The following is a 20,455-nucleotide window of genomic DNA, read 5'->3' as shown; positions in this document are numbered from 1 at the left end:
CCCGTCATGACCGTTCCCGCTGTCGACCCCGAGATCCAGACGCTGCTCGACACCGCCGACACCGGCATCTTCCCCGTGTACGGCCTGGACGCCGTCCTCGCCGACCCCGAGCGGTACGCGTTGCTGCGGGAGCACCCCGACCTTCCCGCCGACGACCGGGTGCAGGTCCGGGACCTGTTCATCCCGGGGCCGGGCGGACAACTGCGCCTGCGCGTCTACCGGCCCGACACCCGCGACAGCCTGCCGATGATCCTTTACGTGCACGGCGGAGCCTTCACCTACGGATCCCCCGAGGCCGAGGAGGAGCGCTCCCTGCGGTACGCCCGGGACGTCGAAGCCGTCGTCGTCTCCGTCGACTACCGCCTCGCGCCCGAACACCCCTACCCGGCCGCGGCCGACGACGCCTACGCGGCCCTGACCTGGATCGCCGCCAACGCGGCGCAGATCGGCGGCGACCCGGAGCGCATCGCCGTCGCCGGCGGAAGCGCCGGCGGCAACATCGCGGCCTCCACCGTCCTGCGCGCCCGTGACCTCGACGGGCCGCACATCGTCTTCCAGGCGCTGACCTACCCGGGCGTGGACGGCGGCCTGACGAGCGCCTCGGTGCGCGAGTTCACCGACACCCCGGTCCTCAACCGGGCCGCGATGGAGCTGGCCTGGCGCTACTACGCGGAAGAGAGCCACCCCGAGCCGTACGCCTCCCCGATCCGGGCCGCCGACCTCGGCGGACTGCCGCCCGCCTACATCGCCGTGGCGGAGGTGGACCCGCTGCGCGACGAGGGCCGCGCCTACGCCGGGCGCCTCAGCGCCGCCGGGGTCACCACCGAACTGGTCCAGGTCCCGGGCGCCGTGCACGGCTTCGACCTGCTGTTCCCGAAGGCCCGGGTCAGCGAGCGCAGTCTGGCGGACCAGGTACGCGCCCTGCGCGAAGCCCTGCGCCCGTGACACCGGACTCGCCATCACCCCTGACCCGGGGCCTGCCACCGCCCCGGCCACCGGCCCCGACACCGGCCTGACCTCCCTCCCTCCTTCCGAACAAACCACCAAATTACGTAGCAAACCACCCCCTCCCCCTGAGACGATCCCCCCATGACCACACGCACCTTCGACGACCTGGTGGCCGAGGCGGAATCCGTATCCGTCGAAGGCTGGGACTTCTCCTGGCTGGACGGCCGGGCCACCGAGCAGCGCCCTTCCTGGGGGTACCAGCGCCGCCTGGGCGAGCGGCTGGCTCACGCCCGGGCGGCGCTGGACATCCAGACCGGCGGCGGCGAAGTCCTCGCGGGCGCCGGGCCGTTGCCGCCCGTCATGGCGGCCACCGAGTCCTGGCCGCCCAACGTCGCGAAGGCGACCGCGCTGCTGCACCCGCTCGGCGCGGTCGTCGTCGCCGACCCGGACGAGCCGCCGCTGCCCTTCGCCGACGGCGCCTTCGACCTCGTCACCAGCCGCCACCCGGCCACCGTGTGGTGGTCGGAGATCGCCCGGGTGCTGCGGCCCGGCGGCACGTACTTCGCCCAGCACGTCGGCCCGGCCAGCGTCTTCGAGCTGGTCGAGTACTTCCTCGGCCCGCAGCCCGAGGACGTACGGCGCCGGCGCCACCCCGACGACGAGAGCAGGGACGCCGAGGCCGCCGGTCTGGAGATCACCGACCTGCGCGCCGAAGCCCTCCGTACGGAGTTCCTCGACATCGGCGCGGTGGTCTACTTCCTGCGCAAGGTGATCTGGATGGTCCCGGGCTTCACGGTGGACCGCTACCGCGGCCGGCTGCGGGAACTGGACGAGAAGATCCGGGCGGAGGGCCCGTTCGTGGCCCACTCCACCCGTTTCCTCATCGAGGCCCGCAAGCCCGCCTGACCTCCCGCGGAGGCCGGCCGCCCCTCACGCCGGCTCCACCAGCTCCGCGTACTCCCGCCCCCACAGGTCCTCCGTACCGTCCGGCAGCACCAGCACCCGGTCGGGCCGGAGCGCCTCGACGGCGCCCGGGTCGTGGCTGACCATCACGATCGCGCCGGGGTAGGTGCCGACCGCGCCCAGCACCTCGTCCCGGGAGGCCGGGTCGAGGTTGTTGGTCGGCTCGTCCAGGAGCAGGACGTTGGCGCGCGAGTGGACCAGCCCGGCCAGCGCCAGCCGGGTCTTCTCGCCGCCGGAGAGCACCCGTACCGGCTTGTCCGCGTCGTCCCCGGAGAAGAGGAACGAGCCGAGGACGTGCCGGGCCTCGCCGTCGCTCAGGTGCGGCGCCGCGGCGGCCAGGTTCTCCCGGACCGTACGGGCCGGGTCCAGCGTGTCGTGCTCCTGCGCGAAGTAGCCCAGCCGCAGGCCGTGCCCGGCGACGACCCGGCCCGCGTCGGGTGTCTCCCGCCCGGCCAGCAGCCGCAGCAGCGTCGTCTTGCCCGCCCCGTTGAGGCCGAGCACGACCAGCCGGCTCCCCCGGTCGACGGCCAGGTCCACGCCGGCCAGCACCCGGTGCTCCCCGTACGCCTTGGCCAGGCTCACGGCTCCCAGCGGCACCCGGCCGCACGGCGCGGGCTCGGGCAGCCGGATGCGCGCGGTCCGCGCACTGCGGCGCGTCGGCTCCAGCGCGGCCAGCAGCCGGTCGGCGCGGCGGGCCATGTTCTTCGCGGAGACGGCCGTCGCGACGTTCGCGCGCATCTTGTCGGCCTGGCTGTGCAGCGCCGCCGCCTTGCGCTCGGCGTTGGCGCGCTCCCGTGCCCGGCGGCGGTCGTCCGCCGCGCGCTGGGCGAGGTAGGCGTGCCACCCGGTGTTGTGCACGTCGAGGGCGGCCCGCGACGGGTCCACGTGGAACACCCGGTTGACGGTGTCGGCGAGCAGCCCGGTGTCGTGGCTGATCAGTACCAGGCCGCCCCGGTGAGCGGCCAGGTAGCCGCGCAGCCAGGCGACCGAGTCGGCGTCGAGGTGGTTGGTCGGCTCGTCCAGCAGCAGCGTGCCGTGTCCGGCGAACAGGATGCGGGCCAGCTCCACCCGCCGCCGCTGCCCGCCCGACAGCCCGCCCACCGGCTGACGCAGCACCCGCTCGGGCAGCCCCAACCCGTCCGCGACCCGCGCCGCCTCGGCCTCGGCCGCATACCCGCCAGACGCCTGGAAGGCGTCCTCGGCCCGCGCGTAAGCGGCCATCGCCTTCTCCTGCGTCCCCGGCCCCACGGCCGCGGCCAGCGCGTCCCCGGCCCGCCGCAGCTCCGCCGCGGCCCGGTCCAGCCCGCGCGCGGACAGGATGCGGTCGGTGACGGTGACGGCCGGGTCGGCCGCCCGGGAGTCCTGCGGCAGGTGGCCGAGACTCCCCGTACGCACGATCTCCCCGGCAGCCGGCGGCACCCGCCCCGCCAGGACGTCGAGCAGGGTCGTCTTCCCCGCCCCGTTACGGCCCACCAGACCGACACGGTCACCGGGCCCCACATGGAAGGACACACCGGACAGCAGAAGCCGGGCACCGACGCGCACGTCGGCACCACGAACGGTAATCATGATTTGACACTCCGGAACAGCTCAAGGACACACGGGTGGCGCGAAAGCGGGTGTCCGAGCTAGGAGATCCGGGGGGTCGACATGGTGGCGAGGGTAGAGGGTGGGGCGGGGGAGCGCACCTGGTTTTTCGGCGCGGAACGCCTGGCGTGGCCTTGGCCGGCGGTGGCACGGGCCCGCACGTGGGGTGGCGCGGAGATCGACATCTGGAGGTCGTCCCGCATCCGGAAGATCCGGACATCCGCTGGTCCCGGCACCTCCCGAAACCCCTGATAGGGGTTTAAGGTTCGCGGCGTACACACTGAGTTGTGCTGCATCGCAGGTCACCACGTAGCAGCCTGCCGGGTGTGCCCGTGCCCCTGGATGCGGCGGCATTTGTGGGGGCTCCATGCACGAGATGACCAAGGGTGGCAACGTCGGACTTGCGGCCCTGAGCGAGGACACCGGTTCACTGATGGTGAGCCTGAGCTGGAGCAGCGCGTCGGGGGACGGCGACGCGGACGTCTCCGTTCTGCTGCTGGGCGCCGACGGCAAGGTGCGCGGCGACGCGGACTTCTACTTCTACAACAATCCGGCCGCCGCCGACGGCAGCGTGCAGTTACTGGGCAAGACGCCGACGGCCAACGGCAGTGAGGACCGGGTCAGCATCGACCTGACCGCCGTCCCGCAGGACGTCGAGAGCCTGGTCGTGGCGGCCAGTCAGTACGGCGCGGGCCGTTTCGGTCAGCTGGACGACCTGCGGGTGACGGTCGCCGACCGTACCGGTGAGGCGCTGCTGGGCTTCACCATCGCCGACGCCGGGGAAGAGAGCGCGTTCATCTTCGGTGAGCTGTACCGGCGGGCCGGGGAGTGGAAGTTCCGCGCGGTCGGGCAAGGCTACGCGACGGGCCTGGCGGGACTGGCCACGGACTTCGGCATCTCCGTGGACGAGGAGGAGCCGGCGGACGAGGAGGAGGCGGGAGCGGGCGCACCGCACCCCGGGACCGCGGCGGGGGCGGGGGCTGTTCAGGCGCCGACGCTCTCCGGGCCGGAGGCGGCAGCCACCGTACCGGCGGCCGAGGCACCGGCGGCCGTACCCGCGCCGTCGGCCACGCCGGATCCGGCTCCCGTGCGGCGTCCCCGTGGGCCGCGTACGGCGAAGAAGAAGGTCACCCTGCCCAAGGTGGCGAAGAAGTCCCTCGCCGAGAACGACTCCTGGCGCCAGGCCCGGCTGTTCCCCGCGCCCACCCTGAAGAGCGACCGGGAGCGCGAGATGCGCGCGACATCGGTCCTGCTGGCCGTGATGGCGCAGGTTCCGGAGTTCGGACGGCGGCTCACCGCGGCCTTCGGCGCCCCGGCCGGCCGGATGCAGACGTTCACCGAAGTCACCCTGCCGAACGGGGACACGCCCCGGCGCCCCGACGGGGTGATCCGGGTGGAGCGGGCAGGCAAGCTGTGGACCGCCCTGGTCGAGACGAAGACCAACGGCAACCCGCTCAAGTCCGAGCAGGTCCAGGACTACATGGATATCGCGGCCCGGCGCGGCTACGAAGTGGTGATCACCCTCTCCAACGACGTGGCGCTGGAGGGCAGTCCGCTGGTCGAGGTGAAGACCGACGGCCGCCGCAAGCACAAGGTGACGCTGTGGCACCTGTCCTGGGCCGAGGTGGCGCACCAGGCACAGTTGCTGATCCGCCACGAGGGCGTGGGCGACGCGGCACACGCCTGGCTGCTCCAGGAGCTGCTGCACTACCTCCAGCACGAGAACTCGGGCTGCCACGGTTTCCAGAACATGGGCCCGGCGTGGGTACCGGTGCGCAACGGGATCGACACGGACACGCTCTGCCAGGGTGACGAGCGTGCCGTGGCCGTCGTCGAGAGCTGGGAGCGGCTCGTCCGCCAGGTCTGTCTGCGGCTGGGCGGGGAACTGGGCCAGAAAGTGCTGCCGGTGCAGCGCGCCAAGCGCGGGACGGACCAGGCCAGCCGTCGCGCGGCGCTCGCCGACCGGCTCTGCGAGGAGGGGCGCCTCTCCGCCGAGCTGCGCATCGACACCACGCCCGGCATCCTCGCGATCGCCGCGGACCTGCGGACCGGGAAGCTGCGTACATCCATCGAGATCCCGGCGCCCGAGCAGGGTTATCCCCTCAGTTGGGCCAAGCGCCTGGTCAGGCAGCTCGCCGAAGCACCGGCGGACCTGCATGTGGAGACTCTGACAGAGGGCAACAGGGGGCCGCGCGGCACGCTGGAGCGGCTGCGCCCGGAGCCCGGAGACCTCCTGCCCAAGGACGGGGTGCCCATCAGCGGGTTCCGGCTGTCCCTGTTCAAGGGCATGGGCAGCACCCGCGGCAACGCCGAGTCCGGTTTCATCCGCAGCGTCGACGAAGCCGTGGACCGGTTCTACGCGAGTGTCGTCGCCCCTCTCGCGCAGTCCGGCAGCACGGAGCGCCGCTCCGCACGCCGTACCTCCGCGACCGACCCGGCCGAGGCCGCTGTCACGGGCTGATCCACTCAGTGGGAATTCCCCCGCCCCCGCCGGCCCCCGCGGCATTTCCCGCGGGGGCCGGCGGGCGAGGCCCTGGCGTCACGTTTCGGCGGCTATCCAGGCGATGTGCCAGCCGTTCTTGGCGGCGTATTCGGGGTCGATGGGCTGGCGGTCGACGCGGCGGACGTAGATGCGGAAGCCGGTGGGGGTGGCGGCGTAGACCGTGTTTCCGCCGGTGGTCATCCACATGCGGTCGTCTCCGGTGAGGGCGGCGATATAGGCGGGGGTTTCGGTGAATTGCCCGGCGCTGGTGTCGACGTCGATGTAGATGCCGTCGCCATTGCGGTCGGGGTAGTTCTGCCAGCCTTCGCCGGGGGCGGTTTTGCCGGAGAGGAACGTGCCGTTCTGCATTGCCTGCTCCTGTCGCGTCCTCGTAGGAATGCGGGCCGGCGATCAACTGACCGACGGCTAGGGCAGTTTGGGCCCGGACGTCACTGGCCAGCAAGGGCGTTCGACAACGTTGGCCAGATGTGGGGAGTGCGGGCCGGCGGCGGGCCCGCTGGCCGGAATGGAGGGTTGACCGGGGGGCGGGGCGGGCGTAACCGGCGGCGGGGGCGGGGGCATGATTCTTTTTTCCGGAGGGTTGACAGTCCCCTGCCGTCTCACAAACCTGGAACCCAGCCTTTCCGGCGGCCCCGGCACATCGACGCATGAGGAATTCGCGATCCGGGCCTCGCGATCACCATCTCTCCGGTTCCGCGGCGTACCGCGCCGCACCGGAGCAGCCGATACGGCCTCTGCGTCGAACGCCGACGACCTTTACGCGCCGCGCTCGCCGCACCTCTTCCCGGGCACGAGGCCGATGACGGGCTTGGAGCGGGTTATGGGGAACGTGGCGGACATGGCAGCGCGGGAGGACGTGCGGCCGGATACCGGAACGGCCGTGCGGACCGGTGCGGAAGGCGGCCGGGCCGCCGCGGGATACACCTTCCGGGCCGCCGCGGAATGGGCGGAATTCGGGGCGGTGCTCGACCTCGCGTACGGCGGACATCCGCACTCGCCGGCCCACAGCGCCGTGGTCGGCGCCCTCTTCGAACCGAAGCGTTCCCTCGTCGCGTGTTACGGCGGCCGCCCGTGTGCCACCCTCGCCGGGTACGCGCTGGAGATGACGCTGCCGGGCGGCCCGGCCCCCGTGGCCGGCATCGGGTACGTGGCGGTCGCGCCGCCGCACCGGCGCCGCGGGCTGATGCGCGAGCTGCTGCGACAGGCGCTCACCACGCTGCACGAGGAGCGGGCCGAGCCGGTCGCGGTCCTGCACTCGACCGAGCCGGGGATCTACGGGCGGTTCGGGTTCGGGCTCGCCTCCCAGGCCGTGGAGGTGTCCGTGCCGCCCGAGGCACGGGCTTTCACGGGGGAGGTGGCTGCCGCGGGGCTGACCCTGAACGTCGTCCCGCCCGACGAGGCGCACGCGGTCATAGCCGATGTCTACCGCGCCTGTCTGTCCCAGCGGCCCGGTCTGCTGCGCCGGGACGCCGCCTGGCAGCGCCGCGCCGTCGAGGACGAGCCGGACGGACGGCACGGCGCGGGCCGGCTGCTGTGCATGGTGGTCTCGGGGCCCGGCGGCGAAGCGCGCGCGTACGCGCTGTACCGGCTGCGGCCCGCCTGGGAGCGGTCCCGGCCGCGCTATGCCCTGTCGGTCCGGGAGGTGTTCGCGCGCGACCCGGCCGCGTACGCCTTCGTGTGGCGGGCGCTGCTGGACACCGACCTGGCCGGGACCGTCAGCGCTGCGTGCCGCCCGGTCGACGACCCGCTGCTGGCACTGCTCGACGATCCGCGCAGCGCCGCGCCGACCGTTCGTGATCAGTTGTACGCCCGTGCCGTGGACCTGGACCGCGCGCTGACCTCCCGTACGTACAGCGCGCCGGTGGATGTGGTGCTGGAGGTGCGGGACGTGATGTGTCCCTGGAACGAGGGGCGTTGGCGGCTGTGCGCGGAAGCCGGGGGCGGTGCCGTGTGTGCGCGGACGGGGGCCGCGGCCGATCTCGCGCTGGACGCCCGGGACGTCGGTGCGGTGCTGCTCGGCGGTGGATCGCCGGCCCAGCTCGCGCTCGCGGGCCGGGTCGCGGAGCTGCGGCCGGGCGCGCTGCGCGCCGCCTCCGCCGCCTTCCGCCACGATCCGGCGCCGTTCTGTCCGACGGCCTTCTGAGGCCGGTGAGGTGACCGGCGGCCCGCGAACCGCCGTCCCGCCGGCGGCAGGCCGCGCGGCGTCCCCGCGGGCCGAGGGAAGCCGCCGGTGACCGCACCACCCGTCTTCCTGCGAGGAGTCCCCCATGCCCGGACCCGGTTATGCCTTCTTCGGTGACGAGGAGCGCGACAACGTCCAGCAGGTGCTGGACGCTTGGGCGCGCACGACCGCCGCGCACTCCTACCCGCTCGGTGACCTCACCCAGACCCGGCTGTTCGAGCAGGCCGCGGCGCACCGGCTGGGCAGCCCGTACTGCCTGTCCGTGAACAGCGGCACGTCCGCGCTCCAGGCGGGCCTCGCGGCGCTCGGCATCGGACCCGGTGACGAGATCGTCGTGCCCGGATACATGTACGGCGCGTGCCTCGCCGCCGTGGCGTACAGCGGGGCGACGCCGGTACTGGCCGAGGTGGACGCCTCGCTGACCCTCGACCCCGACGACGTACGGCAGCGGATCACGCCGCGCACGAAGGCGCTGATGCCGGTGCACATGCTCGGCGCGGCCTGTGACATGGCGGCGTTGCGGCGGATCGCGGACGAGCACGGGCTGCTGGTGCTGGAGGACGCCGCGCAGGCGTGCGGCGGTACGTACCGGGGCCGGGCGCTGGGCACCTTCGGGCACGCGGGGGCCTTCTCCCTCAACATGTTCAAGGTGATCACGGGCGGGGACGGCGGGTTCCTGCTCACCGCCGACGAGCGGGTCTTCCAGCGGGCGTACGGCTTCCACGACCACGGCTGGTTCCCGTACCGCCGCGAGGACGGCCCCGGCGACCGGCTGTGGGGCCTCAACCTGCGGATGACGGAGCTGACGGCGGCCGTGGCGCGCGCCCAGCTCGGCCGGCTGGACGCCGTGCTGGCCCGTACCCGGGAGCTGCGGGACGAACTGCTGGCGCAGATCCCCGTACGGGACGGGCTGGTCCGCCGCCCCCTGCACGACGCGGCGGGCGACTGCGCGACCCTCCTGGTCCACGTCTTCGACGAGCGGGCGGACGCCGAGGCCGTCGCGAAGCGGCTCGGCACCAAGACGCTGCTGCACTCGCCCAAGCACCACTACGGCGGCATGCCCGAACTGGCCGCGCTGGCCGCGCCGGACGGCTCCTCCTGCCCGTTCCGCCCGGCCGCCGAGTCCTGGCGGCGGGACGGCTGGCGGGCGGGTGCGCTGCCGCGCACCGACGACGTGCTGAGCCGGTCGCTGGCGCTGACCGTCGGCACCTCCGACACCTACCTGGGCGCCGACTTCGGGGTGAACGTCTTCAGCGGTACGGACGAGGTCGCCGAGGTCGCCGAACGGTTCCGCGAGACGGTCGCTGACGTGCTCGGCTGACCGGCCGAACCGTCCGATCCGCCGCTCCCCTCCCCCGACCACCCACCGACCTAAGGACCGTCATGCCCGCGACCCGAACGCCCGCGCAGCTCACCGCCGTGGCCGCCAGGCCCCTGGTCAGCGTGGTGGTGCCGTGCTTCGACGAGGCGGCCGTCATCGGGGAGACGCACCGCCGGCTCCGCGCCGTACTGCGCGGCCTGCCGGAGTGCGAGTACGAGGTCGTGTACGTGGACGACGGCAGCCGGGACGGGACGTGGGACCGGCTCACGGCGCTCGCCGCCGCCGACGCACGCATCCGGCTGGTGCGGCTGACCCGCAACTTCGGGCACCAGCCGGCCGTCCTCGCGGGCCTGCGCGAGGCGGCCGGGGACGCCGTGGTGACCATCGACGCCGACCTCCAGGACCCGCCCGGCCTCATCGCCGACATGGTCGAACGCTGGCGCGCGGGCTGGCCGGTGGTCTCCGCGCGGCGCTCCGGCCGGGAGGGCGAGACCCGCTTCAAGACCGGCACCGCGCACGTCTTCTACCGGCTGCTGGCGGCGGTCGCCGACCACCCCGTCAGCCTCGACACCGGCGACTTCCGGCTGCTGGACCGCGAAGTCGTCCGCACCCTCACGCTGCTCCCGGAGAGCGAGCTGTACCTGCGCGGCTCGGTGTGCTGGGCGGGCTTCCCGGAGACGAGCCTGGAGTACGGGCGGCGGCCGCGGCTCGCCGGCCGGACGAAGTACACGCTGCGCAAGATGGCGGGCCTGTCCCGGCGCGGCCTGCTCGCCTGCTCCTCGGCCCCGGCCCGGGTGCCCGCCGCCGTCGGCCTGGCCTGGCTCGGCGGGACGGCCGTGACCTCGGCCGTGCTGCGCCGCCCGGTGCCGCTGGCCGCGTGGACCTTCGGCTGCGAGGCGGTGCTGCTCGGGGTGCTGGGCGAGTACCTGCTGCTGGTCCACCGCGAGGTGCGCGGCAGGCCGCCGTACGTGGTCCTCCAGCGGTGGGCGGCCGGCGTCCCGGCACCGACGGGACTGACGGCCGACGACGTGACCGGGCCCCGGGAGGCATGGGCCGCCGGGAGCGCGCGGTGACGGCCGTTAACGGCGACCGGGAGGTACGGGACACGAGCCCCGGCGGCGCGGACTGGGACGTCATCGTCGTCGGCGCCGGATTCACCGGCCTGGCCGCCGCCCACGAACTCGGCCGCGCCGGGCTGCGCTGCCTGGTCCTGGAGGCGGACGACCACGTCGGCGGCCTCGCGGGCACCTTCACCGTCGGCGACCGGCAACTGGAGCGCTTCTACCACCACTGGTTCGCCTCCGACACGGACATCTTCCGGCTCTGCACCGCCCTCGGCCGCGCCGACCTCGTCCAGCGCCACCACGGCCGCACCGGCTTCTACTACGCGGGCGGCATCCACCGCCTCTCCACCCCGCTCGACGTACTGCGCTTCGCGCCGCTGCCGCCCGCCGACCGGCTGCGCCTGGGCCGTTCCGTGCTGCGCGCGGGCCGGGTCCGGCACTGGCGCGAGCTGGAGGCGCTGACCGCCGAGGAATGGCTGGTCGGGCTGGGCGGGCGGCGGGTGTACGACCGGGTGTGGCGGCCGTTGCTGGAAGGCAAGTTCGGCCCGTACGCGCCCGAGGTCGGTGCCACCTGGATGTGGACCAAGCTGCATCTGCGGGGCGGCAGCCGCAGCCGGTCGGGCCGCGAGGTGCTGCACTACCTGCGCGGGGGCTGCGGCGCCCTGCTGGACGCCTGGCTGCCCCGGCTGGCCGGGCTGGGCGTACGGATACGGACCGGCAGCCCGGTGACGGAGGTGCTGACCGGGCCGGAGGGCGTACGCGGCGTGCGCTGCGGTGGTGAAGTGACGCGCGCCCCGCGCACGCTGGTGACCTGCGCCCCCGGGCCCGCCGCCGCGCTGCTCGACCGGTCGGCACACCCCGCCGCCCCGGCCCTGCGCCGCCGCCTCACGGCGATCCCGTACCTGGCCAACCTCTGTCTGGTGCTGGAGAACGACCGGCCGCTGTCGGACACGTACTGGCTCAACGTCACCGACCCGCACTTCCCGTACGTCGGCGTCATCGAGCACACCAACCTCGACGCCCCGGAACACTACGGCGGGCGGCACCTCGTCTACCTGTCCACGTACCTGCCGGCGGACGCCGCGCTGTACCGGATGAGCGACCCGGAGGTCTTCCGGTACAGCCTTCCGCACCTGCGGCGGATGTTCCCGGCGTTCCGCGCGGAGTGGGTGCGCGCCCACCACGTCTGGCGCGCCCGGTACGCGCAGCCGGTCATCACCCGGCACTACTCGCGGACCGTGCCCGGCGTCGAGAACGCCGTACCCGGCCTCTACCTCGCCGGAATGGCCCAGGTCTTCCCCGAGGACCGGGGCACCAACTACGCGCTGCGGGGCGGGCAGCGCGCCGGACGGCTGATCGCCGACCGCGTCCGTACGGCGGAGCGCCGCACGGGCGGCACCGCCCCCGCCCCTGCCCACACCACCCATCGGACCGGAGCGGACCATGTCTGAGCTGTTCAGCGTCGACGACTGCGAGCGGATGCCCGCCCACCAGGTGCACGACCTCTACCGGCAGTACGTCAGCCGCGCCCAGGTCTCCCTGCTCGGCTCCTTCGGCTTCGGCCAGGACCTGGTCGACCACGCCGAGGGCTGCTGGATCACCCTGCGCGACGGGCGGCGCATCCTGGACTTCACCGGCGGGATCGGTGTCCTCAACCACGGCCACAACCACCCCCGGCTGCTCGCCGCGCGCCGCCGCTTCGCCGACCGGCGCGCCATGGAGGTCCACAAGAACTTCCTGTCCCCGTACGTCGCCGCACTCAGCCACAACCTGGCCCGGCTGCTCCCCGGCGACCTGAACCTCAGCTACTTCCCCAACTCCGGTGCGGAGGCCGTCGAAGGCGCCGTGAAGCTCGCCTTCAAGTACCACCGGGGCCACCGCGGCACCGTGCTGCACAGCGACATCTCCTTCCACGGCAAGCTCCTCGGCGCGGGCAGCCTCACCGCCTCCCCCGAGGTCGGCTTCCCCTATCCCGGCCTGCCCGGCACCGACCACTTCGCCTACGACGACCTGGAGTCCTTCGCCCTCGCCCTGGAACGGCACCGCACCGGGGACGGCGGAAGCGACGTGTACGCGGTGGTGCTGGAGCCGTTCAGCGCGTCGAGCGTGCGCGAGTGCTCGGCGGAGTTCCTGTACGAGGCGCGCCGGCTGTGCACGGAACGGGACATCGTGCTGGTCTTCGACGAGGTGTACACCGGCTGGGGACGGACCGGCACGCTCTTCCACTTCATGCGCCACCCCGGCCTGCTGCCCGACGTCCTGACCACCTCGAAGTCGTTCGGCGGCGGCAAGGCGTCCATCTCCGGCTACGTCGCGCGCGAGCCGGTATTCCGCGCCGCGTACGACAACCTCGCCGACGCGACCCTGCACAGCACCACCTACTACGGCTTCGGCGAGGAGACCGCGACCGCGCTGGAAGCCGTCGCCATCGCCGTCGAGGACGACTACCCGGCGCGCGCCGTGCGGATCGGCGAGCGGCTGGGCGGCGGCCTCGCCGACCTCGCCGCCCGCCACCGCTCCCTGGTGTCCGGCACCTGCGGGCGGGGCGCACTGCACGGCCTGTTCCTCAACGACGGCAACCCCGCACTGGACCGGCTGCTGCGCCTGGTCCCCTCCTCCTTCGCCCGGGATCCGCGGGCCCGCCGCAAGCTCGTCACAGCCGCCGTGATCGCCTCTCTCTACCGCGACTTCGGCGTCCTGGCCTACTACGGCTCCAACCACGGCCTGCCGCTCATCGCCTCGCCGCCGCTGGTCGCCGGGGAGACCGAGGTCGAGGTGTTCCTCCAGGCGCTGGACTCGGTGCTGGAGCAGGGGGCCGGACGACTGCTGGGCCGCTTCGCCAAGGACGTACTGGCGCAGCATGTGCCCATGCGGGGCAAGGACGCCAGGGAGCAGGCGGTGGCGCGGTGAGCGGCGCGCGCGCACGGCACGGCAGCCGGATGGCGCGGGCACTGTGCGCCAGCGGTCTGCCGCGTCTGTGGGCGGCCCGCTACCCGGCACTCGCCGGGCCCCTCGCGAGCGCGCGCGCCGCCGCGCATGTCAGCGGCTCGCTGGAGCGGCTGCCGAGGCCCTACCGAGTCGGCGCCGAGGTCGCGCTGCGCGTCGCCGGGCTGGTTCCGGCGCGGAGTTCCGCACCCGCCGCCGGGTACGACCGGCTCGCGCGGCTCCCCGGCTTCGGCCGCTTCCTCGCCGTCACCGACGCCCTCGCGCTGTACGGCGCACTGGACGGAGCACCGGACAGCGCACGGGACGGTGAGCCGGACACATGACCCGCCGCCGTGCACCGTCCCGCACCGTCCCCTGTGACGCCCTGGTCATCGGCTCCGGCGCCGGCGGCGCGGTCGCCGCGCTGGAACTGGCGCGGGCCGGTCACCGTACCGTCGTCCTGGAGGAAGGGCCCCGGACGAGCACCGCCCGGATAGCCGCCTCGGCGCCCGCCGAGAACCTGCGCCGCCTCTACCGCGACGCCGGACTCACCCCGCTCTTCGGCAGCCCGGTCGTCCCGTACGGCGAGGGCCGCTGCGTGGGCGGCAGCACGGTCGTCAACGGCGGGGTCCTGTGGGCACCGCCGGACGATCTGCTGCAACGCTGGGCGCGGGTGATGGGCACCACCGACTACCGCGCCGGCCGGCTGGCGGAGCACATCCGTACGGTGTCCGAGCGTCTCGGCGTCGGCGAGCAGCCGCACGGCGACGGCAACGCGGACTCCCGGCTGCTGGCCACCGCCGCCGACGACCTGAACTGGCGCTGGGCCGCCGCCAGAAGAGCTGCCCCCGGCTGCCGGCACCGCAACCGCTGCCCGACCGGCTGCCCGAGTGGCGCCAAGCGCAGCATGCTCGTCAGCTACCTGCCGGAGGCCGAGCGGTACGGCGCCCGGATCGAACCCGGGACGCGGGCCGTCCTGCTCCGGCACGACGGCCGGACCGTACACGGCGTGACGGCCCTCAGCGGACCGGACGGACCGGATGATCCGGGCGGGACGCACAGCCCGGACGGCCGCACCCGCATCGACTACCGCCCGCGCACGGTCTTCCTCGCCGCCGGGGCCGTCGGCAGCGCCCTCCTCCTCCAGCGCAGCGGCATCCACCGCCGCCGGGCCGGACGCGCCATGGGGTTCCACGTCAATTTCCGTCTGGCGGCCCGTTTCGCGGACCCGCTGCACGCCGTGCGGGGCACCATCTTCACCGCGCAGGTGCGGGAGTTCGACGAGCTGGGCATCCACCTGATGCCCGCCAACCTCACCGCCGGATCACTGGCGGCGGCCCTCGCCGGACACGGCCCGGCGGTGCTCGACGCGCTGCTGGCGGACCTGGGCAGAGTCGCCTTGTACACGGTGCAGGTACGGATGAGCGGTCGCGTCGCCGTGCGCCACCTCGGGGGCGGGGCGCGGTTCCTGCGCCATCGGATCACCCCGTACGACCACGGCCTGCTGCGCTTCGCGCTCGGCCGGGCGGCACGGCTGCTGTTCCGGGCGGGGGCCGTGGAGCTGTACCCGCCGTGCCCGGGTGTGCTGCGCTCGGACCGTACGGCGCAGGAGTTCGCCGCCCGGTCGGACCCGCGCGGCTGGGACCTGGTCTCCGTCCACGCCATGGCGTCCTGCCCGATGGGGCGGCCCGCGCTCGGCGGGGTGTGCGACCAGGACGGCCGACCGTACGGTTTCACCAATCTCCGGCTGTGCGACGCGTCGGTGCTGCCGGGGCCGTCCGGTATCAGCCCCCAGGGCACGGTCATGGCCTTCGCGCACGAGATCGTCGCCCGCCACCTCTCCTCCGCACCACAGGTCCCCACGAGGAGGCACTGTGACAGCGACACCACCCCCTGACGCCCCTGACGCCACCGACGCCGCGGGGCGCCCGCGCGGCCTGCTGCGCCCGGCCGGGCCCGTCCTGGACTGCGACATCGCCGTACTCGGCTCCGGCATGGGCGGCGCGACCCTCGCGTACGCGCTGCGCGGCACCGGCGCACGGGTCCTGGTCGTGGAGCGCGGCGACTTCCTGCCGCGGGAATGGCAGAACTGGTCGGCGCCCGACGTCTTCACCGCCGCGCGCTACCGCAACGCCGAACCCTGGTACGACGCCACGGCCGGCCGGTACTTCTCCCCCGGCGTGCACTACTACGTCGGCGGCAACACCAAGGTCTTCGGCGCCACCCTGCCGCGCTTCCGCGAGGCCGACTTCGGGCCGCTGGAGCACGCCGAAGGCATCTCGCCCGGCTGGCCGTTCCCGTACGGCGCGCTCGAACCGCACTACGCGCACGCCGAACGCCTCTACCGGGTGCACGGCACCCGCGCCGCCGACCCGACCGACCCGTGGCGCTCCGGCGACTACCCCTGGCCGGCCGTCCCCCACGAACCCGCGGTCGCCGCGCTCGCCGAGTCGCTGCGCGACCAGGGCCTGACCCCGTTCACCCTGCCCACCGGCGTCGACCTCCGGGAGGACGGGCGGTGCCTGCGCTGCGGCACCTGCGACGGCTTCCCCTGCCTGGTCGAGGCCAAGAGCGACGCCGACGTGTGCGCGCTGCGGCCCGCGCTGGCCTCGGGCAACGTCTCGCTGCTCACCCGGGCCACGGTCACCCGGCTGGTGACCGGCGCGTCCGGACGGCGGGTCACCGAGGCGCTGGCCCGGTACGAGGGCCGTGAGCTGCGTATCCGCGCGGACCGGTACGTCCTGGCCTGCGGCGCCGTCAACACGGCCGCGCTGCTGCTGCGTTCGGAGCCCGGCTCCTTGCGTACGGGACCGGTACGGACCACCGGTCTGGCGAACGGGTCCGGACAGGCCGGGCGCAACTACATGGTGCACAACAGCACCTTCCTCATGGCCGTCGACCCGCGCCACGCCAACGACGTGGTGTTCCAGAAGACGCTGGGCGTCAACGACTGGTACCTGGGCGACGGCTCGCACGGGCCCCTGGGCAACATCCAGGCCCTGGGCAAGCTGCGTCCCCCGTCGGCGGGCGGACTGTGGCCCCGGACACCGCGCCCGCTGCTCGCCGCCGCCACCCGGCGCAGCGTCGACCTGTACCTCACCAGCGAGGACCTGCCGGTGCCGGAGAACCGGGTGGCCGTCGGCCCCGGGGGCCGGACCGAGGTGCACTGGCGGCCGGGGAACCTGCCGCCGCACCGCCGACTGACGCGCCGCGCCGTACAGATGATGCGGCGCGCGGGCTTCCCCCTGGTCCGCACCCGGCGGTTGGGCATCGCGGTCAACTCGCACCAGTGCGGCACGGCGGTGGCCGGGTCCGACCCGGCGGCCAGCGTCGTCGACCCGGGGTGCAAGGCCCACGAGCTGGACAACCTGTGGATCGCGGACAGCTCCTGGTTCCCGTCGTCGGCCGCGGTCAACCCGGCGCTGACGATCGCCGCCAACGCGCTGCGCATCGCGCCGGACGTGGCGGGGGCTCCGGAGGTTCCGGAGGAGACGTACGAAGTCCCCACGGCCGACGCTCGCCGCGAAGCCGGTGCCATCCGCGCCTCCGACGCGGGGCGCGGCGGCGGCCCCGGGGACGGAGGGACCGCGGGCACATGATCGTCGACCACGCCTACGAACTGATCACCGACGACGTCTTCCTGCGCCTGCCCGGACTGCTGCCGCACGCCGAACTCTTCCTCAAACTGGAAGGGCTCAACCCGGCCGGATCGGTCAAGCTCAAGACCGCCACCGGCCTGGTCGAGGACGCCGAACGCCGTGGCCTGCTGCGCCCCGGCGGCTCCCTGATCGAGTCCTCCTCCGGCAACCTGGGCATCGCCCTGAGCGCCGTCTGCGCGGCCAAGGGCTACACCTTCACCTGCGTCACCGACCCGCACGTACCGCGGCAGAGCGTCGCGCTGATGCGCGCGTTCGGTGCCCATGTGTGCGTCGTGGACACCCCCGACGGCAACGGCGGCTATCTCGGCAGCCGGATCGCCCTGATCCGCAGCGCCCTGGACCTCGACCCGTCCCTGACCTGGCTCAACCAGTACGCCAACGCCGCCAACCCGGCCGTGCACGCGACCCGCACCGCCGCCGCCGTGCTGCGCGAGATCCGCACCGTGGACTACCTCTTCGTCGGCGCCGGCACCACCGGCACCGTCATGGGCTGCGCCGCGCACTTCCGCCGCTGCTCGCCCCGGACCACCGTGGTCGCCGTGGACGCCGAGGGCTCGGTGACCTTCGGCGGACCGCCCGGCACCCGCCGCATACCGGGCCTGGGCACCAGCCGGGTGCCGGAACTCTGCCGTCCGCGCGCCGTGCACCGGGTGGTCGCCGTACCCGAACGGGACGCCGTACGGATGTGCCGCCGCCTCGCCCGCTCCCACGGCCTGGCCGTCGGCGGCTCCACCGGCTCCGTGCTCTGCGCCGTCCTGCGGCTGCGGTCCGGCATCCCGCCGGGCGCCCGCGTGGTGGCGCTCTCCGCCGACCTCGGGGACCGCTACCTGGACACCGTGTACGACGACGTCTGGGTCACCGAGCACTTCGGCGCCGCGACGACCGGCCACCCCCGGATGCCCGGCACCGCGCAGTCCGCCCCAGAGGAGGTGCGTTGAATGAACCCGCCCGCCGACGCCGTCCCGGCCCCCGCCGCCGCCCCGGCCTCCGCCACGCACGCCGCCCCGGAGGACGCCGACGGCCTCCAGGACCTGTACTGGCCCCCCGTCCACCCCTTCCGCTCCCTCGACCCCGCGCTCGTCCGCTTCCTGGCCGCTCCCCCGCCCGCCCAGGCCGCGCACCTCGCCCGCCTGCGCGCCGACCCCGAGGCCCACGGCCGCTTCCTCCACGACCACCTGGCCACCCTCTACGCCCACTCCTTCGGCTACCGCGACGGCCCGGCCGCCCACGCCCCCGACGACGACCTGGAGATCGCCCTGTACGCGGCGCGCACCCGGCTGGAGCACGAGTTCCTGACGTACGGCTGCGCCCCCGGGCCCGTACTGGCCCTGCCGACCCAGGAAGCGGCCGCCGACCACCTGGAAGCGCTGGCCGCCGACAACCCCGGCGCCTCCCACCCCCTCTTCCGCTTCCTCGCCGCCGACGCCACCCGCGAGCAGATCGAGTACTTCCTGCGCTGTGAACTGATCCGCAACGAAGTCGTGGACGACGAGGTCGCCCTGCTCGTCGTCGGCCTCCAGGGACAGCAGAAGGCCGTCGCGGCGGCCAACCTGTGGGACGAGTGCGGACGCGGGCGGCTGGAGAACTTCCACACGTACTGGCTGCGCCGCCAGCTCGGCTCCCCCGCCGGGTGGGAAGCGCTGGCCCGGTACCGCCGCGCCCACCCCTGGTTCGCCAAGCCGACCTCGAACCTGTTCGCCGCGCTGCTGCTGCGCCCGGCGCGCGTGCAGGCCGCATACGGCTGCTTCCTCGTCTTCGAAAGCTGGGTCGAGCCGCACTTCACCCTCCTCCTGGAGGGAATGACGCGGGTGGGCATCCACGACGACGCCACCCGCGTGTACTACACCGCCCACACCCGCATCGATCCCCGCCACAGCCGGGAACTGTGCGACGGGCTGCGCGCCCAGCGCCCCCGCCTCACACCCCCGGAGGTACGGGCTGCCCTGTACGGGGCGCACCTCGCGGTCGACACGGGCGTGCGGCAGTACGACCGTATCCGGCGTCACTTGGAGACCATGGGCCCGCGGAGCGAACGCGCGCCGCGGCCCCAGGACCACTGAGGCCGGCTGCGATCGGAGGAAGCATGACGGACCCGGACCGGAGCGCCCACCAGCAGGCGGGGGCGGCCGACGCCGTACTGACCCTGCCCGGCACGATCCTCACCCCACCGGGGCCCGGCCGGGTGAACGGCGGGCCCGGCGGGCCCGGTGGCTGCACCCTCGGCCTCGACATCGGCGGCACCTTCGTCAAGTCCGCGCTGGTCGCCGCCGACGGCACGGTCCGGCACGAGAGCCGCTGCCCGACCCGGAGCGCGGACGGCCCCGACGCCGTCCTGGGCGCCGTCCTCGACCACGCCGCCGAGGCCCTGGCCGTGGCCCGCGACGCGGGCGAGGACGTCCGCGCGGTGGGCATCGCCTCCTGCGGGCTGGTGGACGAGGACGCGGGCACCGTCGTGTTCTCCGCCTCCATCCAGTGGCGCGACCTGCCGCTGCGGCGGCTGGCGGCCGAGCGCCTCCGCCTGCCGGTCGCCCTCGGGCACGACGTACGCTCCGGCGGCCTCGCCGAAGCGCGGCTGGGCGCCGGGCGCGGCCACCGGGTCGTCCTGTTCGTGCCCGTCGGTACGGGGGTGGGCGGCGCGCTGCTGCTGGACGGGAAGCCGTTCCCGGGCAGCCACTGGCGCTCGGCGGAGGTCGGGCACGTCGTCACCCGGCCGGACGGCGACGCGTGCCCGTGCGGCCAGCGCGGCTGCCTGGACACCATCGCGGGCGGCGTCGCCGTGGCCCGCCGCTACAACCAGCGGTGCGGCGCCCTGCCCCCGGTCTCCGGCGCCGAGGAGGTGGCGCGGCGCGCGGCGGCCGGCGACCCGGTGGCCGTACAGGTGTGGGAGGAGGCGGCCGACGCGATGGCCCGGACGCTGCTGGCGGCGGTCACGCTCTTCGACCCGGCCGTCCTGGTGCTGGGCGGCGGGCTCAGCCAGGCGGGTGAGCAGTTGCGTGCGCCGCTGCGGCGCGGCCTCGAACAGCGGGCCGCCTTCCAGGCGCTGCCCGACCTCGTCTTCGCCCGGCTGGGTGAACGGGCGGGCCGGATCGGCGCCGGACTGCTGGCCTGGGACCTCCTCCACGCCCACGAAGGCGTACGGACATGAGCGTCCACGGCCGGGCACAAGCGGTCGTGTCCGTGCCCGTACGCGGGCACAGCCCGCCCCAGCCGCACACCCGCGTCGGCTGCCGACCCGGCCCTGACCGGCCGTGCGGCCCCCGCTGACCAGGTCTGCCCGCGGCGCGGCGGACGCGGGGGAAACGG

General features: G+C 74.3%; 16 protein-coding genes. 14 read left to right on the top strand and 2 right to left on the bottom strand.

Features of this window, described 5'->3' with window-relative positions:
* Window positions 1-6: 6 nt before the first annotated feature.
* Both AB0A97_RS29010 and AB0A97_RS29005 read left to right on the top strand, forming a co-directional pair.
* Complete coding sequence (locus tag AB0A97_RS29010; protein ID WP_361155361.1) at window positions 7-945, top strand: alpha/beta hydrolase; 939 nt, start codon at window positions 7-9, stop codon at window positions 943-945.
* A gap of 144 nt (window positions 946-1,089) precedes the next feature.
* Complete coding sequence (locus tag AB0A97_RS29005; RefSeq protein ID WP_361155360.1) at window positions 1,090-1,854, top strand: class I SAM-dependent methyltransferase; 765 nt, start codon at window positions 1,090-1,092, stop codon at window positions 1,852-1,854.
* 24 nt (window positions 1,855-1,878) lie between these two features.
* Here the strand turns inward: AB0A97_RS29005 and AB0A97_RS29000 are convergent, their stop codons facing one another.
* Window positions 1,879-3,480 (bottom strand): ABC-F family ATP-binding cassette domain-containing protein, encoded by a 1,602-nt coding sequence (locus AB0A97_RS29000; protein ID WP_361155358.1) that lies wholly within the window; start codon window positions 3,478-3,480, stop codon window positions 1,879-1,881.
* Window positions 3,481-3,874: 394 nt separating this feature from the next.
* Here AB0A97_RS29000 and AB0A97_RS28995 point away from each other — a divergent pair, with 394 nt between their 5' ends.
* The gene (locus AB0A97_RS28995; RefSeq protein ID WP_361155635.1) at window positions 3,875-5,959 is read left to right on the top strand and encodes a TerD family protein; all 2,085 of its coding nucleotides are present in this window, start codon (window positions 3,875-3,877) and stop codon (window positions 5,957-5,959) included.
* A gap of 78 nt (window positions 5,960-6,037) precedes the next feature.
* On the opposite strand, the gene AB0A97_RS28990 is transcribed toward AB0A97_RS28995, so the two are convergent.
* Complete coding sequence (locus tag AB0A97_RS28990; RefSeq protein WP_361155356.1) at window positions 6,038-6,349, bottom strand: hypothetical protein; 312 nt, start codon at window positions 6,347-6,349, stop codon at window positions 6,038-6,040.
* Between the two features lie 490 nt (window positions 6,350-6,839).
* Between AB0A97_RS28990 and AB0A97_RS28985 the strand changes: the two genes are divergently transcribed.
* The 11 genes from AB0A97_RS28985 (at window position 6,840) to AB0A97_RS28935 (ending at window position 20,297) form a co-directional block, all read left to right on the top strand.
* The gene (locus tag AB0A97_RS28985) at window positions 6,840-8,144 is read left to right on the top strand and encodes a GNAT family N-acetyltransferase (RefSeq protein ID WP_361155354.1); all 1,305 of its coding nucleotides are present in this window, start codon (window positions 6,840-6,842) and stop codon (window positions 8,142-8,144) included.
* 124 nt (window positions 8,145-8,268) lie between these two features.
* Complete coding sequence (locus AB0A97_RS28980; protein WP_361155352.1) at window positions 8,269-9,504, top strand: DegT/DnrJ/EryC1/StrS family aminotransferase; 1,236 nt, start codon at window positions 8,269-8,271, stop codon at window positions 9,502-9,504.
* 62 nt (window positions 9,505-9,566) lie between these two features.
* Window positions 9,567-10,577, top strand: a complete 1,011-nt coding sequence (locus AB0A97_RS28975; RefSeq protein ID WP_361155351.1) for a glycosyltransferase family 2 protein — start codon at window positions 9,567-9,569, stop codon at window positions 10,575-10,577.
* Window positions 10,574-12,019 (top strand): NAD(P)/FAD-dependent oxidoreductase, encoded by a 1,446-nt coding sequence (locus tag AB0A97_RS28970; protein ID WP_361155349.1) that lies wholly within the window; start codon window positions 10,574-10,576, stop codon window positions 12,017-12,019. Before AB0A97_RS28975 ends, AB0A97_RS28970 begins: the two co-directional genes overlap by 4 nt.
* Window positions 12,012-13,478: an aminotransferase class III-fold pyridoxal phosphate-dependent enzyme gene (locus AB0A97_RS28965; protein WP_361155347.1), complete on the top strand. Its 1,467-nt coding sequence runs from the start codon at window positions 12,012-12,014 to the stop codon at window positions 13,476-13,478. Before AB0A97_RS28970 ends, AB0A97_RS28965 begins: the two co-directional genes overlap by 8 nt.
* A complete protein-coding gene (locus AB0A97_RS28960; protein ID WP_361155345.1) occupies window positions 13,475-13,837 on the top strand; it encodes a hypothetical protein in 363 nt (120 codons plus the stop codon). Before AB0A97_RS28965 ends, AB0A97_RS28960 begins: the two co-directional genes overlap by 4 nt.
* Window positions 13,834-15,390: a GMC family oxidoreductase N-terminal domain-containing protein gene (locus tag AB0A97_RS28955; protein WP_361155344.1), complete on the top strand. Its 1,557-nt coding sequence runs from the start codon at window positions 13,834-13,836 to the stop codon at window positions 15,388-15,390. The genes AB0A97_RS28960 and AB0A97_RS28955 overlap by 4 nt, the downstream gene beginning before the upstream one ends.
* Entirely contained in the window at window positions 15,368-17,092 is a 1,725-nt protein-coding gene (locus AB0A97_RS28950; RefSeq protein ID WP_361155342.1) for a GMC family oxidoreductase, read from the top strand. The genes AB0A97_RS28955 and AB0A97_RS28950 overlap by 23 nt, the downstream gene beginning before the upstream one ends.
* Window positions 17,089-18,090, top strand: a complete 1,002-nt coding sequence (gene sbnA, locus AB0A97_RS28945; protein WP_361155340.1) for a 2,3-diaminopropionate biosynthesis protein SbnA — start codon at window positions 17,089-17,091, stop codon at window positions 18,088-18,090. Before AB0A97_RS28950 ends, sbnA begins: the two co-directional genes overlap by 4 nt.
* A complete protein-coding gene (locus AB0A97_RS28940; RefSeq protein ID WP_361155338.1) occupies window positions 18,091-19,212 on the top strand; it encodes an iron-containing redox enzyme family protein in 1,122 nt (373 codons plus the stop codon). It begins immediately after the preceding gene.
* A gap of 23 nt (window positions 19,213-19,235) precedes the next feature.
* A complete protein-coding gene (locus AB0A97_RS28935; RefSeq protein WP_361155336.1) occupies window positions 19,236-20,297 on the top strand; it encodes an ROK family protein in 1,062 nt (353 codons plus the stop codon).
* Window positions 20,298-20,455 lie beyond the last annotated feature (158 nt).

Source organism: Streptomyces sp. NPDC045470, assembly GCF_040646595.1.
GTDB lineage: Bacteria > Actinomycetota > Actinomycetes > Streptomycetales > Streptomycetaceae > Streptomyces.
This window is presented reverse-complemented; position numbering and strand designations above follow the sequence as displayed.